This window comes from Desulfobotulus sapovorans DSM 2055 (assembly GCF_059569355.1).
In genome coordinates this window covers 1-20,895 of sequence record NZ_JCANVJ010000037.1, presented here as the reverse complement: position 1 = coordinate 20,895, position 20,895 = coordinate 1, and the positions used below count along the sequence as shown (strand labels likewise).

Annotated in this window: 36 protein-coding genes; 15 read left to right on the top strand and 21 right to left on the bottom strand. The window is 38.2% G+C overall.

The features are described 5' to 3' along the window. The coding region (locus BR04_RS16410; RefSeq protein ID WP_496357108.1) for a hypothetical protein at positions 1-354 on the top strand (354 nt) is incomplete at its 5' end. A gap of 60 nt (positions 355-414) precedes the next feature. On the opposite strand, the gene BR04_RS16405 is transcribed toward BR04_RS16410, so the two are convergent. Beyond that, entirely contained in the window at positions 415-738 is a 324-nt protein-coding gene (locus tag BR04_RS16405; protein WP_496357107.1) for a hypothetical protein, read from the bottom strand. A gap of 101 nt (positions 739-839) precedes the next feature. Next, positions 840-1,592 (bottom strand): NERD domain-containing protein, encoded by a 753-nt coding sequence (locus tag BR04_RS16400; RefSeq protein WP_496357106.1) that lies wholly within the window; start codon positions 1,590-1,592, stop codon positions 840-842. Between the two features lie 910 nt (positions 1,593-2,502). Here BR04_RS16400 and BR04_RS16395 point away from each other — a divergent pair. The 5 genes from BR04_RS16395 to BR04_RS16375 are packed head-to-tail and all read left to right on the top strand — an operon-like array spanning position 2,503 to position 5,466. Continuing rightward, positions 2,503-2,940 (top strand): hypothetical protein, encoded by a 438-nt coding sequence (locus tag BR04_RS16395; RefSeq protein ID WP_496357105.1) that lies wholly within the window; start codon positions 2,503-2,505, stop codon positions 2,938-2,940. 13 nt (positions 2,941-2,953) lie between these two features. Next, positions 2,954-3,418, top strand: a complete 465-nt coding sequence (locus BR04_RS16390) for a hypothetical protein (RefSeq protein WP_496357104.1) — start codon at positions 2,954-2,956, stop codon at positions 3,416-3,418. Further along, positions 3,405-4,049, top strand: a complete 645-nt coding sequence (locus BR04_RS16385; RefSeq protein ID WP_496357103.1) for an Lcl C-terminal domain-containing protein — start codon at positions 3,405-3,407, stop codon at positions 4,047-4,049. Before BR04_RS16390 ends, BR04_RS16385 begins: the two co-directional genes overlap by 14 nt. A gap of 13 nt (positions 4,050-4,062) precedes the next feature. After that, complete coding sequence (locus BR04_RS16380; protein WP_496357102.1) at positions 4,063-4,455, top strand: hypothetical protein; 393 nt, start codon at positions 4,063-4,065, stop codon at positions 4,453-4,455. Between the two features lie 6 nt (positions 4,456-4,461). After that, a complete protein-coding gene (locus BR04_RS16375; RefSeq protein ID WP_496357101.1) occupies positions 4,462-5,466 on the top strand; it encodes a hypothetical protein in 1,005 nt (334 codons plus the stop codon). A 52-nt stretch (positions 5,467-5,518) separates the two neighbouring features. On the opposite strand, the gene BR04_RS16370 is transcribed toward BR04_RS16375, so the two are convergent. The 3 genes from BR04_RS16370 to BR04_RS16360 form a co-directional block, all read right to left on the bottom strand. Continuing rightward, positions 5,519-5,818 (bottom strand): hypothetical protein, encoded by a 300-nt coding sequence (locus BR04_RS16370; RefSeq protein WP_496357100.1) that lies wholly within the window; start codon positions 5,816-5,818, stop codon positions 5,519-5,521. An 89-nt stretch (positions 5,819-5,907) separates the two neighbouring features. Beyond that, positions 5,908-6,261 carry a type II toxin-antitoxin system PemK/MazF family toxin gene (locus BR04_RS16365; protein WP_496357099.1) on the bottom strand — a complete coding sequence of 118 codons (354 nt, stop codon included), beginning with the start codon at positions 6,259-6,261 and terminating at the stop codon, positions 5,908-5,910. Then, positions 6,261-6,515 carry an AbrB/MazE/SpoVT family DNA-binding domain-containing protein gene (locus tag BR04_RS16360; protein WP_496357098.1) on the bottom strand — a complete coding sequence of 85 codons (255 nt, stop codon included), beginning with the start codon at positions 6,513-6,515 and terminating at the stop codon, positions 6,261-6,263. Before BR04_RS16360 ends, BR04_RS16365 begins: the two co-directional genes overlap by 1 nt. A 199-nt stretch (positions 6,516-6,714) precedes the next feature. Between BR04_RS16360 and BR04_RS16355 the strand changes: the two genes are divergently transcribed. From BR04_RS16355 to BR04_RS16320, 8 genes are all read left to right on the top strand, one after another. Beyond that, a complete protein-coding gene (locus BR04_RS16355) occupies positions 6,715-6,906 on the top strand; it encodes a hypothetical protein (protein ID WP_496357097.1) in 192 nt (63 codons plus the stop codon). Between the two features lie 16 nt (positions 6,907-6,922). Next, positions 6,923-7,363, top strand: a complete 441-nt coding sequence (locus BR04_RS16350; protein WP_496357096.1) for a hypothetical protein — start codon at positions 6,923-6,925, stop codon at positions 7,361-7,363. Next, positions 7,348-7,647, top strand: coding sequence for a hypothetical protein (locus BR04_RS16345; RefSeq protein ID WP_496357095.1), 300 nt, complete (start codon positions 7,348-7,350; stop codon positions 7,645-7,647). The genes BR04_RS16350 and BR04_RS16345 overlap by 16 nt, the downstream gene beginning before the upstream one ends. Before the next feature lie 253 nt (positions 7,648-7,900). After that, complete coding sequence (locus tag BR04_RS16340; RefSeq protein WP_496357094.1) at positions 7,901-8,212, top strand: hypothetical protein; 312 nt, start codon at positions 7,901-7,903, stop codon at positions 8,210-8,212. 41 nt (positions 8,213-8,253) lie between these two features. Next, entirely contained in the window at positions 8,254-8,763 is a 510-nt protein-coding gene (locus BR04_RS16335) for a hypothetical protein (protein WP_496357093.1), read from the top strand. A 113-nt stretch (positions 8,764-8,876) separates the two neighbouring features. Next, the gene (locus tag BR04_RS16330) at positions 8,877-9,188 is read left to right on the top strand and encodes a hypothetical protein (protein ID WP_496357092.1); all 312 of its coding nucleotides are present in this window, start codon (positions 8,877-8,879) and stop codon (positions 9,186-9,188) included. A gap of 62 nt (positions 9,189-9,250) precedes the next feature. Continuing rightward, positions 9,251-9,862, top strand: a complete 612-nt coding sequence (locus BR04_RS16325) for a hypothetical protein (protein WP_496357091.1) — start codon at positions 9,251-9,253, stop codon at positions 9,860-9,862. A 16-nt stretch (positions 9,863-9,878) separates the two neighbouring features. Then, complete coding sequence (locus tag BR04_RS16320; RefSeq protein ID WP_496357090.1) at positions 9,879-10,109, top strand: hypothetical protein; 231 nt, start codon at positions 9,879-9,881, stop codon at positions 10,107-10,109. 763 nt (positions 10,110-10,872) lie between these two features. Here BR04_RS16320 and BR04_RS16315 read toward each other — a convergent pair. From BR04_RS16315 to BR04_RS16255, 13 genes are all read right to left on the bottom strand, one after another. Beyond that, a complete protein-coding gene (locus tag BR04_RS16315) occupies positions 10,873-12,126 on the bottom strand; it encodes an AAA family ATPase (RefSeq protein ID WP_496357089.1) in 1,254 nt (417 codons plus the stop codon). A 75-nt stretch (positions 12,127-12,201) separates the two neighbouring features. Continuing rightward, a complete protein-coding gene (locus tag BR04_RS16310) occupies positions 12,202-12,792 on the bottom strand; it encodes a hypothetical protein (protein ID WP_496357088.1) in 591 nt (196 codons plus the stop codon). 295 nt (positions 12,793-13,087) lie between these two features. Further along, positions 13,088-13,414: a hypothetical protein gene (locus BR04_RS16305; RefSeq protein WP_496357087.1), complete on the bottom strand. Its 327-nt coding sequence runs from the start codon at positions 13,412-13,414 to the stop codon at positions 13,088-13,090. After that, the gene (locus tag BR04_RS16300) at positions 13,408-14,085 is read right to left on the bottom strand and encodes a hypothetical protein (RefSeq protein WP_496357086.1); all 678 of its coding nucleotides are present in this window, start codon (positions 14,083-14,085) and stop codon (positions 13,408-13,410) included. Before BR04_RS16300 ends, BR04_RS16305 begins: the two co-directional genes overlap by 7 nt. Before the next feature lie 12 nt (positions 14,086-14,097). After that, positions 14,098-14,691: a helix-turn-helix domain-containing protein gene (locus BR04_RS16295; RefSeq protein WP_496357085.1), complete on the bottom strand. Its 594-nt coding sequence runs from the start codon at positions 14,689-14,691 to the stop codon at positions 14,098-14,100. Between the two features lie 200 nt (positions 14,692-14,891). Continuing rightward, complete coding sequence (locus tag BR04_RS16290) at positions 14,892-15,302, bottom strand: hypothetical protein (RefSeq protein ID WP_496357084.1); 411 nt, start codon at positions 15,300-15,302, stop codon at positions 14,892-14,894. Continuing rightward, positions 15,299-15,793, bottom strand: a complete 495-nt coding sequence (locus BR04_RS16285; RefSeq protein ID WP_496357083.1) for a hypothetical protein — start codon at positions 15,791-15,793, stop codon at positions 15,299-15,301. The genes BR04_RS16290 and BR04_RS16285 overlap by 4 nt, the downstream gene beginning before the upstream one ends. A gap of 200 nt (positions 15,794-15,993) precedes the next feature. Next, complete coding sequence (locus BR04_RS16280; protein ID WP_496357082.1) at positions 15,994-16,764, bottom strand: DUF4942 domain-containing protein; 771 nt, start codon at positions 16,762-16,764, stop codon at positions 15,994-15,996. A gap of 9 nt (positions 16,765-16,773) precedes the next feature. After that, positions 16,774-16,968, bottom strand: a complete 195-nt coding sequence (locus tag BR04_RS16275) for a hypothetical protein (protein ID WP_496357081.1) — start codon at positions 16,966-16,968, stop codon at positions 16,774-16,776. Beyond that, on the bottom strand, positions 16,955-17,188 hold the full coding sequence (locus BR04_RS16270; RefSeq protein WP_496357080.1) for a hypothetical protein: 234 nt from the start codon (positions 17,186-17,188) through the stop codon (positions 16,955-16,957). The genes BR04_RS16275 and BR04_RS16270 overlap by 14 nt, the downstream gene beginning before the upstream one ends. A gap of 23 nt (positions 17,189-17,211) precedes the next feature. Next, positions 17,212-17,508: a hypothetical protein gene (locus BR04_RS16265; protein WP_496357079.1), complete on the bottom strand. Its 297-nt coding sequence runs from the start codon at positions 17,506-17,508 to the stop codon at positions 17,212-17,214. Between the two features lie 17 nt (positions 17,509-17,525). After that, on the bottom strand, positions 17,526-17,894 hold the full coding sequence (locus BR04_RS16260; protein WP_496357078.1) for a hypothetical protein: 369 nt from the start codon (positions 17,892-17,894) through the stop codon (positions 17,526-17,528). Then, positions 17,894-18,175 carry a hypothetical protein gene (locus BR04_RS16255; RefSeq protein ID WP_496357077.1) on the bottom strand — a complete coding sequence of 94 codons (282 nt, stop codon included), beginning with the start codon at positions 18,173-18,175 and terminating at the stop codon, positions 17,894-17,896. Before BR04_RS16255 ends, BR04_RS16260 begins: the two co-directional genes overlap by 1 nt. A gap of 199 nt (positions 18,176-18,374) precedes the next feature. Here BR04_RS16255 and BR04_RS16250 point away from each other — a divergent pair, with 199 nt between their 5' ends. Beyond that, a complete protein-coding gene (locus BR04_RS16250) occupies positions 18,375-18,671 on the top strand; it encodes a hypothetical protein (RefSeq protein ID WP_496357076.1) in 297 nt (98 codons plus the stop codon). Between the two features lie 12 nt (positions 18,672-18,683). On the opposite strand, the gene BR04_RS16245 is transcribed toward BR04_RS16250, so the two are convergent. The 3 genes from BR04_RS16245 to BR04_RS16235 all read right to left on the bottom strand — a co-directional run. Next, on the bottom strand, positions 18,684-18,914 hold the full coding sequence (locus BR04_RS16245) for a hypothetical protein (protein WP_496357075.1): 231 nt from the start codon (positions 18,912-18,914) through the stop codon (positions 18,684-18,686). Between the two features lie 25 nt (positions 18,915-18,939). Further along, positions 18,940-19,887 carry an endonuclease gene (locus BR04_RS16240; RefSeq protein WP_496357074.1) on the bottom strand — a complete coding sequence of 316 codons (948 nt, stop codon included), beginning with the start codon at positions 19,885-19,887 and terminating at the stop codon, positions 18,940-18,942. Positions 19,888-19,896: 9 nt separating this feature from the next. Beyond that, positions 19,897-20,895: hypothetical protein (locus tag BR04_RS16235; protein WP_496357073.1), on the bottom strand; the 999-nt coding region annotated here is incomplete at its 5' end.

Genomic DNA, 20,895 nt, shown 5'->3' with positions numbered 1-20,895 from the left:
CCTGAAGCAAGAGCGGCCATGGCTGCGGCTCCCGGTGCTTCCGGTACTCCCGGAGCTGCCCATGCTGATCGGAATGCCCTGGCTCCTGAGACAAGAACGGCTGCGCCCATGACTGCGGCTCCCGGTGCTGGCCCTGCTGCTGGCCCTGCAAGTGCAACCCCAGGTACTTCCGGCAAAAATCAACCACTGAGCAAAGAACGGGAAAAACTTCTTTCTGGATTAACTGATAAAGATTGGGAAAGAATTGAAGAGCTTTTAGCCAATAGGGAGAGTGTAATGATTGAGGATAAAAAAGAAGAAATGGAAAAAGATATAAACCCTAAAACACAGCAAGCGATAAATCAAATTCGCTAAATCCTGAACAAAAAAGGCCACCCAAATTTGAGTGGCCTTTTTTATATTTTTTTATTGTTGTTAACCTTTATTTTTGCGCTTCTTTATGATTGTTGTAAAATCATCACCAGAGGTCAAATATCCTCTATTATCTGTAGTCCAATCTATAAATTCAATATCATATTCATCCTTTTTTCTTAGTTTTTCCATCACATCATCAGCCGTCTCTTTTTGATATTCTTGGAACCAAGGCAATTTTTCTTTCACGAAATAGATACAAACAGCAATTAGACCCAAGAATGTCAAAACAGCCATAGCGTGAGCAGCTTCATCGAGCAGCCAAAATCCAAAATAATCAAAAATATCAATATAGACTGATTTAATAGCCAATACGAAATTCGTCATTTTAAAAAATCCTTTTTAAAATTTTTTGTTATCACCTTTAAAAATAAGGGTGAGTCTTTATTAGAAATAATATAGAATCTTATTAAAAAAATGCAAGGCTTTTATTTTAGATTCTTAACCCCTTTACAATCAGGAAATCTTGAACATCCCCAAAATTCCATTCCTTTTCTCGGGCCTCTATTTGCAACTCTCGAAACCATAGAAGATCCGCATAAAAGGCATTCAGGACGATTCCTGATAGTCTCAATGTGTTTTTTATTGGTTTCAAGCCCAGGCTCCATGCGTTCCGATTTAAGCTTAGAAACAAAGGTTACTACTTCTTTCAGTGAAAAAATAACTTTGTTTTTTTCTCTTACGAGAAAGAGACTTTCGCCTGGAGAAACCACATCATCACTGATAAAATCACCAAATTTTGCTGATTCAGAAAAGACAACTATCGAAAAGAAGTTTTCGAATGGGATATTAAGCAGATTTTGAAGAGCTTTAATATGCCCAAAATTTTGATGGATCGGATTTTTAAATTTAAAATATTTTTCCTTATTAAATACCTGAATCCAATAAGGTTCTTCTTTTTTACCAAAAATTGTACCGGAAAAATCTTTGTTTTCAATCACAAAAATACCGAAAACCGAAATTATTACAATGTCTATCTGGGTAGTTCTTCCCTTAAAAGCAGGGACGGTAACATCTTGGAAAAGATAATATTCAGTAGAATCAAGATTCCTTTCGAGAAATTTTGCAAGTTTAACCTCAGCTTTCTTCCCTTTATTTCTTTCCGAAAAAACTTCATCAAGTGCCTTGATAAGCACCCAAAGAATCACAAAAACAAGAAGCACCCCAAGAACCTGATCCATTTTTTCTCCTTTCTAAAGGAAAAATAGCAAACTGGTTAAAAAAGCAAACGTATTCAGCAAAATATTATTTTAAAAAATTCAGCAAAAAACTGGCAAATTCATGGCAGAATCGAAATTTAATAAACACTGTTTTGCCAAAAAACAGGCAAAAGATAGCGTCAAAACCTCCCTTAAACAGCCTAAAAACAGGTCATTTTATGCTAAAGTTTTAAAAAAAATGACATAAAACAACCAAAAAATAGGCGGTTTTCATACGAGAAACAACCAGAAAACGGCATAAAACAGCCCAAAAAAAGGCAGTTTTTTGTCAAAAAAAGATGGGGTTTTTATCGAAAAGAACAAAAACAGAGCTGGAAATTGTGCCCGTGGAAACAGACTTTCAAAGAACAAACATAAAAACAAGGCAGAAAAATCTATTGAAAATCAGTTGCTTTTATAGACATAAAACAAAAATAATTTTTATCTCTACTTGTACAGTATATTATATTTCATGATTTTGACAGTCATTTTGACAGTCAAAATGGAAAATTTTATAAAAGCCATTTTTAAAATAAAACCAAAAGTTTAACCTTAATAAAAGTGTCAAAAAAGGTGTCAAAATCCGGCAAAAAAAACCAAACAAAAATAGGCCATTTTGACACTTGTTTTGACACACCTTGACACTAAATGTCTTTGTAACACTTCTTTTTGATTAAAGATATTGCCGTATCATGTCGTGAGTCATTTTCTTGGATGCGGATTTTTACAGTCCTATATAATTATACTATACTGTAATTTTTGACACTGTTTCCTGATCGGATTTTGTTTTTTTAATTGGAAAGAAATTTTTAATGTTTTGCTTCTTTTTTAAAAGAAGTATATTATACAAAAAAGAGCTTTGGGAGAGCTGAACTACATTAAGGGGGGCATCTTGTCGGTCAAAGAAAGCCAGATTGCGTACATTGAAAAAGTCCTTTGGCAGTCGCTGGTGAATCCCCAGCGGCATGAGCACCTTTCATCGGAGAAAATTTTAATTGGTTTGCAACAACATAGACCGAAGCGTTTTTTTTCCGGGAAGGAGAAGGAAGCTCTGAAAGAAGAAATCCAAAAAGCCCGAAGGAGATTAAAGGCGCGTTGGTTGACAGCGGAAAAGACTATTCAGGTTTTGGGCGGCAAATTGAATTTAGATCCGGGAATGATCCATCGTTGGATAGCTTTGGGTTATATGGATTTGGACGGTAGTGTGAATTTAGCTTTTGAAGATCTTCAGGTTTTGATGTTTGAGTTCGAGTATGCAAAGCGTCCAGGCTTTAACCAGAAAGAAATAGACTTCGAAGAACGTCCATTATTTTTAAAAAAATATTTATGAAAGGCTCATCTTTATGGATACCAGAGATGTTTTAAAAAATTTTATATTTTCAAGAATCAAAAATGCCTTTATTCTTTATTTTGAAGATTGCAGGGATCGAGCAAAAGCAGATGAGAAGATTTTCTTTGAACCATTGATTTTTTGTTACGATGAATATGATGGTGATTTTTTTATAAAAGATAGTGCGCTGTATCAAGAAGTATTCGGGAAAAGTAATAGCATTGAAATTTTGAGCGGCCTAAGCGTCAGCCATGCATTTAATACTCATAGCCAAGAAAACAAAGATCCGAGTCTTTGGACAAGGCGAGATATAGACCAGCTTTCTTCTGAAAAATCTTTTTCAGGCATATCAAAGTTTCACTTCACAAACCCAGGAAAAGCTCTTTTCAAAAATTTAGAGATAGTTCCTTCGGAAACCAGCGAAGGTGAAATCATTTTGCAAGTATCCCAAAAGGAGTATCGAAATGTTATTCCTTAAATTTAAAGATATTGTTTTGTGGTTAGTGGTATTTTCATTTGTGTCCTTGCCTGCTTTCGGGTGGATAGATGAATCTTTTATTCCTGTGTGGGAAAAAGATTACAAGACAAAAGGGTCTTCTTCCGCTGAAAAGCCTTCGGATATCGCTTTGATTGTGGGTATTTACCGGGACAATGGCGATGGCACGGTAACGGACACCAAGACCGGGCTGCAATGGATGCGCTGTTCCCTGGGCCAGACCTGGAACGGGAGTGTCTGCACAGGGGTTGCAAAAATATATACCTGGGATGCTGCTATGGCAGCGGGGAAATCCCAGCATTTTGCAGAAAAGTCGGACTGGCGTGTTCCCAACCTTGAAGAATTGAATACTCTTATATATTGCAGTTCCGGGAAACGAATGGAATGGAGGCCAATGATATTTGGTGGTCTTTGTGAACGAAAAGGAGAGTACCGGAAGCCCACTCTCCATGCCGATGCCTTTCCCAACACCCCATCAAACTGGTTCTGGTCTTCCTTGCCCCTCCGCAACCGTACCGATAATGCGTGGACTTTCAATTTCAACAACGGCGGTGCCAGTTTCCACTACAAAAACAACAACTACCATGTACGCCTAGTACGCAATGGACAATAAAAAAGAGGATTCCATGGCAAAAAAAAAATCAGATAAAAAGACATATTTACAGGGTGAAATCACCTTAGATTTAAGCAATTTAATTGAAAGATTGGATCGAATAGAAAAACAAATATTTGAAATAAACCAACGAACAGCCTTAACAAACACGAATATCAGCCCTGGAAAAGAAAAAAACACTAAAAAGACATCTCCAAATCAGACTCGGCTCAAAAAAACGGATTTAGTCTTTAATTTTTATAAAAAAAATAAAGAAACAACTGTTTCATTCCAAGAATTGAAAGAAAAATTGCCATTGGAGGACAAAGTTTTAAGAAACATCGTTTTCAGACTAAAAAAGTTGGGCAAGATACGACAAGTTGAGCGGGGGGAATACCAGTTTGTTGGAGAAAATCAGGAAGGTTGAAAAAAAATGGGATCAGATTTCACCTGGAAGCCGATTTCAGGATTTTTCAAAAATTTTAAAACACACAATCAAGAAGTATTCCCGGCTCCGCTTTCCTCTTCCCTGATGATGAATAGGGTGGTGGAAGTGCTTTTGAAAAGCGGATACGACCTTTCCCTAATGGGATCAGGCTTAGAAAATATTGCTGCTGGATACACATTCTGGCAAAGCCAACCAAACCGCACAGTGTATGTGGCAAAAAAAGAAACTGCTTCATTTTTGGAAACAGTACGCCTTACATTCATTCCTGAAAATCCTCCGTCCTCATGGTCTGGGAATACCTTTTTGATAGAAACAGACAGCATAGCTTCAAACTCGACACTTTTTGAAAATATCGGCTGTATTCTTGCGTACCAAGCCAAGGACGCTAAAGGAGAGCTGCGGTATTTTTTTGTATGTCTCTTTAAACCCGATGGAATTTTTATTTTTTCTATTAAATCGGATCAGTTTAAAATCAATGCCGATCTTGCAAAGAGCGGAAAACTTCTGGATACAGAAATGTATGGATATTTAGACGGGTTCCCAGAAAGACGGATTTTCACAAAGGAAGAGAATCAAAAAGCCCTGAAGGTATTGCAGTTTGTTTTTGCAGCAAGCTACTACATCGAAAGTGCGGGGAAAAAGGATGGTGTCACAACTGAGCATTTAAAGCTCGGCCCTGCCTTTGAATCCCCTTCTTCAGAGGAAAAACCGGGCAAGAAATCAGAAAAGAAGAAAAAGAGGAAAGGCAAAACCCTTCCTGTTCGTGCCTGGAGCTACACCACTTTAACCGTGGGCAGAGAATTTATAGACAGGAAGGACAAAGGACAGACCGATGGGAAAAAACTGAATACAGACGATCTCACGCTTTCCCCGGTGATAGTATCGCCTCATATCCGGCGCATGTCGGACAACAGAATTCTTTTGGTGGACTCTTATGAGAGTCATCGATGGAAAAATGAAGAGAAGGTTGGAAGCAAAACAATTTTTTGAGTTTTTAAATCAGAGATAAAACGCAAAAAAATATTCCTGAAAAAACCGATTTTTATATTTTAGTTTCCGGAACGTAATTTTCATCCTCATCAAAAAGTAAATCTTCATAACTCTCACAGCCTTCAAGAAGAAGGCGCTCTACCGTTTCAGAAATGGGTATTTTCCATGCCTTTGAAAGCTTCCTGATACGCCAGGATACAGATGGGGATATGAAACAATCTAAACGACGACATTCATTGTTTTTTGTTTTCCAAGCCTTGGATCGAGCTGCATCATCTGCATATTTTCTTGGCCTTCCTCTTTTTTTCTTATTTTCGTTCCGGGTTACAATATTATCTGTATTATCTGACACAGAAACTCCTTTTTTACCGAAAGTCGCCGTAAAGTTCCTGGCTTCAGCCACGGGATTTTCAGCAAACGAGGGCGAGATATTTTAAAATTTTATTTAAAAAAAATATCTGCTCCTATAAGTGGGATCAGGCAAGCCAACGTTTTTTTTAAAACGCCATCTTCTGCTGTTGCAATTTTTTTGGCATCCCTGTCTTTCCAGGACAAGGTTTGAATAATGCTTGCAGCTACAACAGAAGGCTTTTCTAAATTGTTCACCGGGATCTCGGCAATGCCACCACGAATACTCGTGCTTATGGGACAACATATCATGAGTCCCGTTTGCTTGTTGTATTCTTTGCTGGATAACACCAAGGCAGGTCTATATTTTCCAATTTCACGCCCCTTGGTTGGATCAAAATCAAGCCAAACAATATCGTTTCTTTGTGGAATATACCGTAGGGACATCACTCACCCATTTCTTTTTCTGAAAGATCTGCCAATGCATCCGCATGTGCGGTATGTGCATTCAATCCTTTAAGAATTTCCTTTTCACTGAAGGGCAAAAAGGTTTTTGAGTTTTGAACAGGCTCAAAAACAATTTTTCCCCCCTCTTCTCTGACAAAAATTTCAGATCCTTCCTTGAGTCTTAATTGCCGAATCAAAGTAGCGGGAATAATGCTCCCCAAGCTGTTCCCAATTTTTCTGACCTGTGTTTTCACTTTAAGTTTCCTTTTCAATAGGTGTTATTGTTATTTATATTACAACTTTTGTTATAACAATTCAAGACAAATTGGCCGAGTATTCTTCACAGTGGTATCTTTCAGAAAATTATATTGACAATATAAGGTTAAAGATATATGATTTTCACAAAAAAAGACACCCGGAGTCGGAGCTAATCTTTAATAAAAAGGAAATACCATGGAAAAAAACGAAAAATCTCAGATTTTTTTTGAAAATGGGATTTATAAAATGGACGATGGTTCTCTGGAAAGCCCGGTGAAAACTGGATGGTGCCGACCAGAAGAGATTATTTTTGCAAGTGGAAAAACCGCAAGTCAAGTTGTTGTCCTCGAAGCCACAAAGACATACGGCCCTTTGCCCCGGAAATAGAAAGAGAAAAATAAATATGAATAAAGCCGCAAGGGAAAAAAGTCTGTCTTTTTCAGAAAGTCTCAAAATTTTTGAAAAAATAACATCAGATTTTCAATTTTTATATATTTCTACTCTGACTCCAAGCGAAGAAAAAGATTTTTATAATAAAAAAATTGAAGAGTATGCACATCGCTTCCAGGCAATGCCCGAAACCTACGGGCAAGATGGGTTAGGAAAAAAAGCCATTGTTCACCTCCATTATTTTTTTCAAAATTCGCATTTTTATCTTACGGAAAAAGACATGGAAGAAGAACAGTATCAAGCCTTTGGCCTTGCAATCTTAAACAGTGACATCGAGTTTGCAGAAATCGGATATATCAGCTTGGTAGAAGTGATTGAGTGCGGTGCAGAATTAGATTTGCATTGGGAGCCAATAACGATTGAAGAGGTGGAAAAAAAATGGGGCATCAAATAGAAGAAAAACGCATTGCAGAGGCAATTTTCATGGGCATTGCAGACGATATATCAGAGGAATTGCCAGGAACCAGGGCAATAATAGCTGCATTGCAGAAAGGATTGAAGGAGAAGGAAAAAATAAGGGTCGAGGGGGAACCTCAGCTCTGGAAGATAGACGATCTTGAATACGTGGCTGTAATAACAACAGACCAGACTCTTCTCGTTTATAGAATCACATCAGTGGGCCAGCTTAAATTATTGAAGCGGCCCCCTAAAGACTTGGTTGAAAAAATAAAAATTTAAAAAAAATACCTGCGGCGACAATCGCCAATAAAAAAATTAAAACCCCTTGGTTCGCAACCTTGGGGTTTTTTATTTTTAAAAAATAAAAATTGTATTGGAAATAGTGTTTCAGAAAAAAGTGTTTTTAAAACTAAGATTGACAATACTATATTGACAAAACAACATGCAGGATATAGTATAGGTAAAAACAAAGCGAACACCGGACAAATTAACCAAATCCAGAAAGAAGGAATAGCAAGAAGGAGTCAACAGAATGGAAATCGTGAATTCAAGATTACTCGGCAACACAGACTGTTTAGAGCTTCCCGTTTCATTTTCAAGCAATCCTTTCAGCGGCCCCTGTCCCTCAAAAATCAGGGTGCCGTTGGGATGGAAGCCAGGAAACGAGTATGTGATTTATTTTCTTAGCGGACATTATGAGCTGATTGAATGCAGTAATATCAATTACCGAAACTTTCTGCTGGACATGATGCTTCCTGAAGACCGAACAGTATTTCCAGAAGCAATGCCACCAGATACGATATCTCATCTTTACAATGCGAATCTCGGTATTTTTGAGCTTTAAAAAACGGCCCCTCTTCGGAGGGGCAATGATAGGAGACAACAATGAATGAAACATGCTTAATGAGACAAGAAGACGGAACCCTGGCTTATAAAGACTTGCCTGTTATAGACGGCTTGCTTTGTTCTCCCTTTTCCGGGAACCCGGTTCTTTGGTTCGGTGATGACATGGTAGATTTGAAGGGATGGTCTTTTGAATCTGCGGCTGTTGTTTATTGTGACCGGGGAAATAAATATTTCGTTCCTTGCAAGTCCGATTCTCCCTATGAGATTAGAAATACATATAAAGCGTACGGGGATCAATCAATCTTTGAAATATCAGTAGAAGCAGAGGAAGATTTTTATTTTTATATAAAATCATGGTTCTTGAAAAACATAACAGACTTTCAAGCTTTTTCAGAATTTTTAAGGGAAAAATTTAAAAAACCATTTTTCATAAAAATTACTTGTGCCAAGACTAAAAAATCATTGGGATTTTATAATTATTTTAACGGTATTGTTTCGGAAAAAACCGATGCCTACCAATTCTCAACCGAAAAAACATTAAATATTTGAAAAAGGAATAAAACGGTGAAGGGCTTCTGATACTGCTTTATAGCTTACAAGCTGGCAGGGAAGATATTTTTTCTTCTTTTATGATTTTTTATATAGAACAAGAGGACAGAAAAATGATTCAAATATTTAAAAATAAATACGGGTCTTTACGGTTCTTCGTGGGTGCCAAACAACAAATTTCTGATCTTTGTTCTGCTGATTTTCCGGATGGTGTTTTTTTTGATTTGGAAACCGCAGAAAAAATAGCTTTAATTACAGAAAACAGAAAAATCCAGATAGGTTTTCAGAATCTTAAAAAGGCATATTTAATTTATCATTTTTCAACATCGGAAGTTGGCCTTTGCACCATCCAAGAACTTGATTTTTCTTCTCATGTTATTCCATCGAAAGAAATAGAAAGGCTTCAAGTCCCATTTATTTTTTAGTTTTTTATATGTCGAGGATAAAATGGTTATAAGTTTTATTTTATTAAAAGGGAGCAGAAAAAATGGAATACGAATATTCAGAAGCTGAAAAAAAACTTATTTCTTTTTTTGGATACGCTGATCGAAAGGATTTGATTAACCCGATGGCCTTATACAGAATTCTGGCCGAAAAAGCGTTCATAGAAAACCTACAAGGCCCTGCTGTAGAAGCTCTGAGAAGAGCATACGAAGCTTTGCAGAGTTGTTCAGTTTATCGGATGTCTCCTGAATTTGATAAGCTGCTTTTTTTTGAAGATACCAAAGCTGAAAAACCAAAAATTTCATTTAAAAACCTTGAAACTTCAGGCAAAACTGGGAAACCAAAAATAATGTTGACCGAAAATGAGTTAATTGAAAAGGCAAGGGATTTGTTCAAACGTCTTGGAGGTATTGGCAATTCAGATGCTCGCATTGTGCGTGGATTGATTGAGCATAAAGCTCAAGCTGCTCCTGAGCTTGAATTGGCTGAAATGCAATTATTAGGATTTGCCCATGCCAGTAACGGTTATTCCATCAAAGACCTAATAGAATCCATGGGCCTTGCTCAATCGGAATGGGAACAGATTAAAAACAAAACATATTTGAATGAAAAAGATATTGAGGAAATTGATTATTATTTTGAAAAAAGAAAATAATTGAAAGGAATAACCCATGAAAAAAAACAATTTAAAAACGCTAATCATCGAAATTCTCAACGGTGCTGCCCATCCTCAAGACACTGAAGCAACAGAGCAAGAGGTTATGGATGCCTGTAGAGAACTTTCAACTTGGGAGAATACAGTTATCCCGGAATTTTTTCAGGATGGTACAGCAATAATTCGCTGCTCCGATTCGAGCGGTTTTGTGGTGTACAAGCTGAAAATAAAAATTGAAAATTTATGAAAAGTAAAATGAAAATAAAAGCCCCAAAAATATATTTTTTTATTTCTGAGCTTTCCGGAAAAAGTAAATTTTGGATTTGCGGAGATTGCCTAAGAAAACGGTATCCGCACTGCAACTACATCCTTTTTTCTATTTCAGGGGATCACGAAAGTGATAAAATTTTTTGCGGTATTTGTTCAAGCGAGGTCAATAATTTGAGGAACGTACCTGGGAATAGAAAATGAAATCATTGATATCTTTCACCCAAAGCTTTCATCGCTGAAGAGTACCAGCGGTGTCCGCAATTTTGACAGACGCAAATAGCGGCACCTCTTTTCGATATTTCCACCTTAATATTTTTCCAGCATACCATATGTGGGGGTCTTCCTGAAGCTTTCCAATCCCACATATTTTTTTTAAAACATTGAGAACATTTTAAATCTATCGTTCTTCGATGCCTACCGCCTCTCCTGCTCATGGCTACCGATCCATTTGGATTTAAATTTTTAGTTCAATTGACCCCGTATCAAGCCATGCCTGCAAATGGGCGACCAAGACTTTGACATGGCCCCGATCAAGGTGACATTCTTGCTGTCATCTGAACATCCGCAGGGAGGGGATACGGCACCCATCCTGTATCCTGATCGGTCTGAATGCCATGCTCTGCCGCTTTGATGGCAACACACATTTATTTTTTCTTTAAAGAAATTTTTTAAGGAATAAAAGGTTCCGGGTATCGCCAGCCAGACGCACAGGATACTGGTATCAAAAATGATAACGCGCCTCATGGCTTGGCCTCCCGCTTCAAGGCTTCTTCAAGCCATCCCCATTCAGAGAGTCTCCCCAGCATTCCGTTTGCAATCAGCTTGGACAAGGCATCAATGTTTTCAAGCAAGGTCAGTTTGCTGATTCCCGTAGCATCTTCACGATGGACAACGGTGATAAAGGGCACCATTCTGGCCCCGGCTGCATCGAGCAGGGCTGGATTGTGGGTGGTGACGATCACATCAATACCCCGTTGCTTACCCAGAGTACACAACATCTCCATCAACACATGGGCGCGGGAAGGGTGCAGTCCGTTGTCCACCTCTTCAATGACCAACAAGCTGCCGGGTTGACGGGTCAACATAGCGGTGACGATGGCAAGATAACGCAGTGTTCCGTCAGACATGCCGCGTGCATCTACCTCATGACTAGGCTGGTTTTCCCATCCTTCCTCGCAGTAGAGCATGACATCGGTTTTGAATTTGCCGACGGGTTCCGTCCAGATGCGTTTGATGTCACGTTCCGGGAGATCCTTGAGATAGAAGGTCAGAGTTTCTTCGACAATTTTTTTTCTATCCATTGCAAGCCCCGCCAATACACCGGCAATGTTTGAACCATCTGCCAGCAGTTTTTCCGACAGGGGGGTGTAGTTGCACATATGGCTGGGAATCGGATCAAAAACGAAAATTCTCTGGAGCTGAGAAAGTACCTGCCTTGCGCCTTCCTGAATTTCCTTTTTCACATTCAAGGTTTCGACCTGAGAAAGAATGATATTGGCACGGTTCAGATCATGTCGCTTACCCCTTCCCTGGATTCCCGTAGAAAAATAAGTGGGGATGCCGGGTGAACTGGATTCTTCCTGCTTCGTCTGAAACAACATTTTTTCTCTGGGATGTTCCCGGCGTGGGCCGTAAGTCAAAAGGGTAAGCTCTTCTGAAAGAACTTCGGCTTTTGCCCCATTGACAAGCACCGTCAGATCATAACGGTAATCCTGTTTCTCGTTGTCACTCCCCATCGTGACCGAAAGCTGAAACTGTTTTTCCGGTTTCCGACAGATCCATTCCATCCCTCCCCGTAATGCGGAAAGACTCACATCCCCGGCAATGGCAGGGAAAATAGCGATCCCCTGACTGACCCGGTTGAGAAAAAGAAGGGCATCCAGACAATTTGATTTTCCGCTGGCATTGCTGCCAATCAACACTGTAAGTGGGTCAACATGGAGTATTGCTTTTTCAAAGCTTTTCCAGTTGATGAGTTCCAGTTCTTTTATCATGGCTACTCCATTCCGGGATTTTCCGGTTCTGCATCCACAGGCCAAACTTCACCAGGAACACGCCCGAAACACCAATTATGATCCCCCCTTTTTTCTATATAAACACTCAGCACGACACCATGAATCTTGCCACCCTACACGGCGACCATATTTTCGATGAAGCTTATGCATTTCTGGCAAATTATCAGAGCAAATATAAGTCCAAATATCGTGCCAAACATAATCAAAAATAATTCCTTTTTCAGCTTTGTATTCCAAGGCATCAGTATTAACGAATTTAATTCTCTTATCTTTCTGATATGTTGGAGCAACAAGGGAAAGAACTTCTTCGTTTTTTTCAATAATTGAAATTGATTTAACGGAATCTTTTTTTAAAATTTCAACGAGAACCATGCCAAGGCCCAAGCCATTGATTAAAATATGACCCTCTGCAAGAAACATAAATCTTGAATTTGTTCTGATTTCCATGGGCGTATTAGACATGACGACTTCTGTTCCACACATCAGTCTTTTGTATGTTCCAGAAGGGATATAGCTTTCTCTTCCACCTGTTGCTATGCTTCGGATTTTTGAAAATTTTGATTTTTTTTCATCAATTTCAAATGTTTCTACTCTCCATTTTCCGCAAGCTCCATCAGGTACATCAACAGAAATTTTTTCCAGCATCTACTCACTCCCCGTTATCCTGAATTGTCAAGCTAACCAATAAAAAGCAATATTTTTTTATCAAACTGATAAAAAAACCAGAAAAAAAAGCTCCGGAAAAATTAAAAAATTTTAACCAAAGCATAAGAAAATCCAAAAAAAGAAACAAGAAAGAGAACCATATAGACCAGTTGCTTCCTTGCGTATGATTTCCCCGCAATAAAACCTTCTATCCTTGCTTTTTCTTCTGGTGAATCCGCCAACTACAATTAAATTCATCCACAATTCTTTCAAAATCAGGCATGACAATCCTCTTTCAATTATTTTTTAAAGAAAAAATCTGAATACTTTTCCCGTTATTGTGTGCTTTTTGCTTTTTTTCAAATTTATTTATCCTTTTTATTTCTCTTTGAGGCAATACAACACTAGCATAATGCCAATCCTTAAAAGGGCCTTTTTGCGAAAGAAGCATCACGCAAGCACCATTATCCAAAAAAACATCCTTCTCAGTGATTTGGTATTCCCGGCGACCACATTTAATGGTCAAAAGAACTGAATTATCCATATCTTGCTCGCCTTTCAAACCCTCTACAATATTTATATTTTCAATTTTTAAAAAATTATCCCAAAAGCTATTCAGCAAGGCAAATCCCTCTTATCAGACATGCCATAACACCCATCCTCGCTGCATTTTGATATGATATGGTAGCCATCCCACTCTTCGACATAGGCATAAATCAAGCCTCTGTTACAAAAAGGGCAAGGCATTTCTAAGTTCTTCTGATCTCTTCCAAGAAAGAAAAACCTGAGTGCGTTTGAAAAATCACTGTATCGTTGCATTTTTTCAAAAATTGCATCTTCAGAATCTTTGTCTTCAAGCCTGACAAGCGAAAGAAGCGTGAACCATGCTGAATAAGGCATTTCTTCTTCATTTTTTAAATATTTTTTGAAAGTCGCTTCTGAAACACCTATCAAATCAGCAGCATCTTTTTCTGAAATAATTGAAAAATAAAGTATTCCAGCCAAAGATTCGGACAAGGAGCGTCCGATATGATCCTTTCGCCCCATGCTTCCCCAGGCTTCCGGAGTTGGTAAAGGATGTTCCAGGCAAAGTTTAATTATTTTTTGGTTCACACGGCGCATTTTTTCTTCTGTATCTGAATCATTTTTAAATATTTTTTTTGCCTCAAATAAAAGGGATATTTCCAGCCCCAAGGACACAGGAGCTATTTCTGGATAGTATTTTTCACAAAGTTCTGGAATCCCAAGCAACCGGGGATCTGTCAATGCACGAACAGGGGCAATCTTTCCCATTTTTTCCTCTTTTCAGACGATTTCAAAAAAAGCTTTTTCCAACATTTCAGTTATTTCCAAACCTACTTTGTTTATCTGTTCAATCATTTTATTTTCTCGATCAAACCCCCTTGTCGGCTTCAAGCTGATAACTCTTGTTTCCTTGAATTGACCATAAGAATTTCTGATTTTTATAAGAAATTCGTCTGAAGGTATGGGATTTCCTGTTGGCCCGTATTTTCCAGAGTAATAAATTTTAGGTGTATCCTGGCTACCAAACAGCCTCATCCTTTCTTCCAAAGAAATTTTACTGCGGAGCAATATAACCGGGTTGGTCAAGTCATCATGCAAAGCCGCATTATTATTTTTCAGCAATTCGAGCCAATCCAGGAGAAGCGGAGAACCGAACACCGTTTTTGCATTTTTTACAAACCATTTTCCATAATTATCGAGTTTTACCTCGTTTTTTTTTGCTGATTTAATTTTTAAATTTATGTGTTTCTGTGCGGACGCAGGAATATTTTTCCCTGCTCTCCAACCATAAACAGTCTGAGGCAGGACACCGCATATTTCAGCAACGTGATCCACACTCCAACCATTTTCTTCCATTATTTGTTTTATATCCATGCTACAAAATCCTTTTTTAAAAATTATTTTTTTAAACCAAAAAACCTATAAAATTGTTCCTCCAGCATTTCGGATGGCCGCAGAAACAGAATCAATCAAATTTTTATCAACTTGCACAAGAAAAAATACAGTATCTTGAGCATTACGCCATTTCAAAAAATATTCTTCTAAAGTACCTACCGAAACAACATCCCAATTATTTAAGAAAGAGCTTCCAACAATTCCCCATATTTTTTCCCTTCAAGCCTATCAAAAAGCTCTTCCCGGACACCTTCGTTCCCGGACACAATCATTTCAGCATAAGTTTTCCGGTATTTTTCAGGAACAAAAAAGAGGGCAGCATTCAGCTTCTGCTCTTCAGAAACAAATACATTGATGTGCGCTCCCATTTTCTTGTTATTTTCAATATTTTTTTCAGCAAATTCACAACTTAAATCAATCGCAACATAAAAAAATCCACCCGTGAAATCGGAATTTTCAATTATTTTATTTCCGAGAATCGGCCTTGTTGTCTGCATAGCAATCCAACCTTGTCCAAGGTCACTAAAAGGTATTTCCGGATTTGTTATCAGCCGTGCGGGAATTTCAAAAATAATTTTCATCATTTTCATACTTGCAATCTCCTTCTCATTGCCTTTTCAATGCAATTGTATGTCCAGTCACCCCTCTCCACTCCCAATGACTCCACTTTGGCACACAATTCCAGTATGGCCGTTCTCAGTTCATCAGGTGTCATATTCACATGCGTCATGCACCGCCAAATGGCACTCATTATGGCTTCATCTTCGATAACTCCTTCCACATATTTATCCATGTCGTACAGGCACAAGGCAATCTGGATGTGGTCTAAGTTGACGGCTTCCCAATCCTTATGGGCCGTCCCGCTGTATTTAATGGATACCTTGCACCACTTGTCCCGCTCACCCAAGACAAGAAGCCCCGATCCTATGCCGTGTGCGCTTATGTACTCAGCGGCGGCTATGTAGGCTTCGTCTGCGTCTTCCCGGTAGCTGTGGCCTGTTACACCCCAATTCAAGGCTTCCCTGTCAGCCAGCCAGCTTGTTACCGGGACAAATGCGGCAAGGATGTGTCTTGTTCTCATGATTCAATCCTCTTAATTGGATGAAAGTTCTCTTTTTTAACCCCCCACCATCCGCTGAATTTGATGGACAGACAATTCACTCATTAAAACCTCCTGTTTAACATTTTGTTTTCAGTTAAGATTTGAGAAAAAGATTATCAAAAACACAAAGACAAATCAAGCCTTTTTTGTCAAATTGACAAAGAACGAACAAAAAAAACCTACTCATAAAGCACCGAGCTTTCAGCTTCTTTATTCAGAATCACGTTTAACCTGTCCAGAAGTTCACCCTTTAAAATATTTAAATGAAGATTTCCATTTTTAAATTTTTTAACAGAAATATATTCCGTTTTGATTTCATCTGCTTGAGGATTAAAATATGATGGGTATATTCTTTGGTATGCGACCCTCCGAAAACTATCAAGGGCCTCAAGCTGCAAATTGCCATCCAGCCTCTGAAATATTTTTTCAAGATCAATGATAATATCCACAGCATGACTACCTCCGTAGGTAATGATAAGTTTGGAATCAAGGTGATTCCGATTATTTTTATTTGTTTTCTTCCTTGAATTTCTTGCAAATTTTAACAACTCAAATACTGTTTCCTTGCACCCGGAATAAAAAAGTTCCTCTTGTTTTTCAAAAAGATTCCAAAAAGTTGCCTCAATATTTGAAACGGAAAATTCAGGCAAGGTTTCAGGAGAACAGATATCCTCTTGGAATTTTTTCTTTTGAGAAGCATTCATCAAGCCTAAAAGTCCCGAATGTTCAGCGGCATAACGCCAAAATGACTGCCGATTTTCAAAAATTTGTTTTTTAGCATCCTCAAATTGTTTTTTTACAGGCCAAACATAAAGTTGAGGCAATTTTGCATTTTCAATAATATCAATCACCTCACTGAAATGGTTGCTGGCAGCTTCAAGCCTTTCTGAAATTGCATTATGAATAAGGACAAGATTTTCTATACTCTCCCTTTTAACCAAAGCAGTCATTTAAGCCTCCTATAATAATTTGATTTTGTATATAAAATCAGTGGTCTTATCTATAATTTCAGCTTCACCATTTGAAGGGGAATATTTGATATCTAAACTCAGTGAGGGCCAAGGCAAATATTCCAACATTGCTTCCACGATACCCGGAGCCGTAACAATTCTTGTTGAGCATATTTCATAATCGAAAATTTCAAATTTTCTCATTTTTTTCTCCGGCAGCCTGTGAAATTAAAAACTGAGTGAAAGAATCTCTAGGAGAATCCAAATCCCAACGACTAAGCCTTTGAGACTTTTCTATGCACTCAGAAACTTTCTCGATAAATCCAGAACCTTTGTTTAACATCGAAAGTTCGCTTATCAAATCAAGCAAAATTTCCAGTTCTTCTCTTCTGTCTTTCGGCCAAATATCAGTATTTTTTTCCATTTCATTCCATCCTTTAAACATTTTCAATTATTGAAATTTCCATTAAAAACATAGCCTTTATTCCCATCCGGATCTTCAATAATTTCTTCTGAAAAAAGGGGAATTCCAGCTTCATTACAGATTTCTAAAATAATACCTTTTTTAAGGGGCGTATCTGCTTCTCCACGCTCCCAATTCTGGCCTTTAAATCCGGTGAAAGTGTACCAGTAGGCACTTTCTTCATCCCATGATGTTCTTGCATAATACCGACCTTCCGAAGATTTAAAAATCTCCTGACAGAAACCGCTTCTTTCGCCAATTTTAAATAATTTTATTTTCATTGAAATATCCTTCAAATCTACAAATTTTTCCCGAAAATTTCCTCAAGATCATCCAAAAATAAAAGTTCTTCCCCATTCACCAGAAAAAATGAATCATTCCCGTCTTCTTTGATTTCCATAGAAATATCAAATTTTATAGATTTATCTGGTTCATCGTAGTTTATATCATCAATTGCAGATTTCATCCGCTCGAAAGTCAGCAACGTATAGAGCGTATCCCGATCAATGCGGCCCTGAAGGGCGTGATAATACTCTTCAGCCTCTTCTTCTGTGACAGTTTCTTTTCCAAGTTCGTCCAAAATTTTGTTCAAATTCCAAGCTGCATGATTATAGTCGGCCCAATCCAGCCCCTGCCAAGCTTCTGCTCGTCTTTCAAGATAATCCATCAAAACCTCCTTATTTCTTTATCAAAAAATGCCAATATTTTTCCTTGTTCTATCAGGCTATGCCTTTTGACAGGCTCGGTAACTTTAACTAACCAACGCCATGCTCTCGATAAAGGCAAGTCAATTCCCACAACAATTCCAACTCCGAATTCTGTTTCCACTTTTTCGTTTTTGGAAAAGCGTGAATAAGGCCATTTCTCCGGTATTGCCTTACAAGAATCACAAACAAAACCATTGCTTTTCCAAAGCTTTTCACCACACTCCCGGCAATATCCAGCCATAAAAACCTCGCTTTTTTTAAAATTTCAGCTAGATATTTTTATATCAAATTAACATATTAAAAGCAAGGTTTTTTTATCAATTTGACAAACAAAAAAACAACACGCTAATGTAATTTTGATATAAAAAATAAAATATCTTGTTTTTTTAAAAAAAATATTTTTTAATCATAAAAGAAGGAAAAAGAAAGGGGGAATAAATATGGAATCTTTTTCATTTAATTTTTTCGACAAAACACAAAAATTCAATATTTTAAAAAAGGCTTCCCTTGTATCTCCTGAGTCAAAAAAACAGGCATGGTATGAGGTGAGAATCTACCATGGCGATGGGCTTTTTTATGTAGTCAAGGAATCCGGTGCTACGGGGGCTTCTGGGCTTGCAGAGGCATGGGTGAGACCTTCGGAAGAACAGGCACTTAAAAAATTTGATACAATTATCAAAAAAAAATTGAGTACCGCCAAGAGCAGGGCAAGGCGGTACGTTTTGAAAAATGGTTGAATTTTTAAATTTTTAAAGTTGCCTGCCAAGCAGGACTTCAGCCGTTCTTTTTGATATGGGTTTGTCTGCAACAATGTCACCACTTAAATCTATTTTATCAACAAGATACCTTTCCTTTTCTGACCCTTTTTCAATGTTTTTCCAGGAATTTTCCCACTCAATTTCTGAACAGAATGAGGCTCCACCAACAATTTCGATGCTGTTTTTGGCTTCATCAAGAAATGCGATCTGGAGAGAGTACATTTTTTTCCTTTCTTTTAAGATTTTTTTAGCGGCAGTTCCCCGCTTTCCGGAATCCTGCTCGTTGTGCCTCGGCCTCGGTTTTGAAATGAACCTGATTATGGTCGGCAACTTTGTAATAGGTGGGGCATCCAACCGGAAGATGATAGATGTTGCTGTTCCGATTTCCGATGATTGGAACGGTCGATGTTTGCTGTCTCACTGAAGGGGAAACCTGTTGTCTGGCAGGATGTGTTGCAGGAAGCTCTGATTTGAGTCCTGAGCCACTATTTTTGTGACCAAGGCTCCAGGAAGCTTCTCCCGTCACAAACGGATTATGATGGCCCATACGGGCTGCAATGCGATTGTCTCTTTCCCGTTCCCAATTCGAAACCGGATATTGCCGATGCCAAGCCATGAAAAGCTGTTGCTGTTGGCGGCTCATATTCAGATCGTAGCGGTCGTGCATGTAGAAATATACACGGGCAACCATGCCTTTGACTGCATCCCTCGGCTCCGCAACCCGATCTGAAAAAGCAACACGGAAATCACAAGCTCCGTGTTGCTTTTTCACACTAGGTAAAACACCAAACCGAAAATTACTGCGGTCTGCATTAACCTCTCCGATTGCGGGAGTTAAATTGTGAAGATCAGCTTCCATGAGATTAAAAACGGGATCAGTGGCATTGCAATTCTTGCGGCCACCCTGCTGCCAGCATTGTCGGAGTCTGCCAAGATTGGAAGCAGGGACAATGTGTTCCCATTCGATCCTTGCTGCTCGTATAGGTTGTGATCTGACTTCATACTCGCATGATTCAAGGTCAACACGGCCACCGCTACGACCAGTCCATGTCCAGGTACACTCGCAATAAAAAGTTCCTGCATCAGCACGATCAAAATATACAAAATCCCGTGCTTCACGCTTTGCTACTTCAAAATTTTTGGGAGCAGCAAGGCAAACTGCTGGAAGCAGCAATAATAAAAAAAAATTTTTCAAAAGAAGACCTCAATCCGATTCAAAATAAATTTTTAAACGGTTTTCCAACCGCTCTCCAATCTTCCTGCTTGATTTATACAGATCAATCTCAACTTTCAGCTTTGTTGTTACATGAGATTTTTCTATTTCAATAATTCCTTCCAGCAATGCTTCTTCGTTTTGCAAAAACAATAAAAAAGCTTCTTTTTTGGCAAGCTCCTTTTCTTTTTCCCTGATTTCTTCCTGTTTTTTCAAAAGAGATTCACTGGCGGCAAGAGATTCCGCTTTAAGTCTCGCCATTCTCTCTTCAGGAAATTCAAAGTGTTTTGGTTTTTTTATTCCCCCCGTTTTGACAAAACAACGGTAGAGGTAATCCATGGGGTCATCGGCTGCTGTTATCTTGGGATCTGCTTCTGCCATTTGGAGCTGCTGGATGACGAAGTTTTCATCCATATCAAAATCCGTCATCCAGCCTTCCACTCTTTTTTGTGTAAGGGAATGACTTTTCCAAAAATCAGAATTTTTCAAAAAGAAAGAAAGATTTTTAAGATTATTTAAAAGAATCTTTCTTTCTTTATAAGAGCTGTTTTTTATTACCTGCCCTTCACCTGTTACCTGACTGCTACCTACCTGCCCTTCACCTGTTACCTGACTGCTACCTACCTGCCCGTTGTTTGTTGTATCGTTAAAATTTATAATTTGAACTAAATAATCCCTGTTAATTTTGTATTCTTTCTTTTTGTATTGATAAATATAGTCGCCAATTTCTAAAATTTTTATTTTCTCTAATCTATCAATTACTTTTCTTGTACTTCCATAGTTTATATTTGTCTCTTTTGATAGTGTTTCAAAACTAAAATAACCTTGGTCTCCATTATCTATAAACCATTGCAGTATTATTTCCTGATTTTGGGTTAAATGGATTTTTTGATTTTCACAATTTGTAATTAGAGAAGATGTTTTCTTCTGCTTAAAATTCAAACGTTCTTTACTTGCTACTTGCCTGCCCGTTGGGCGTCCGTTACCTGC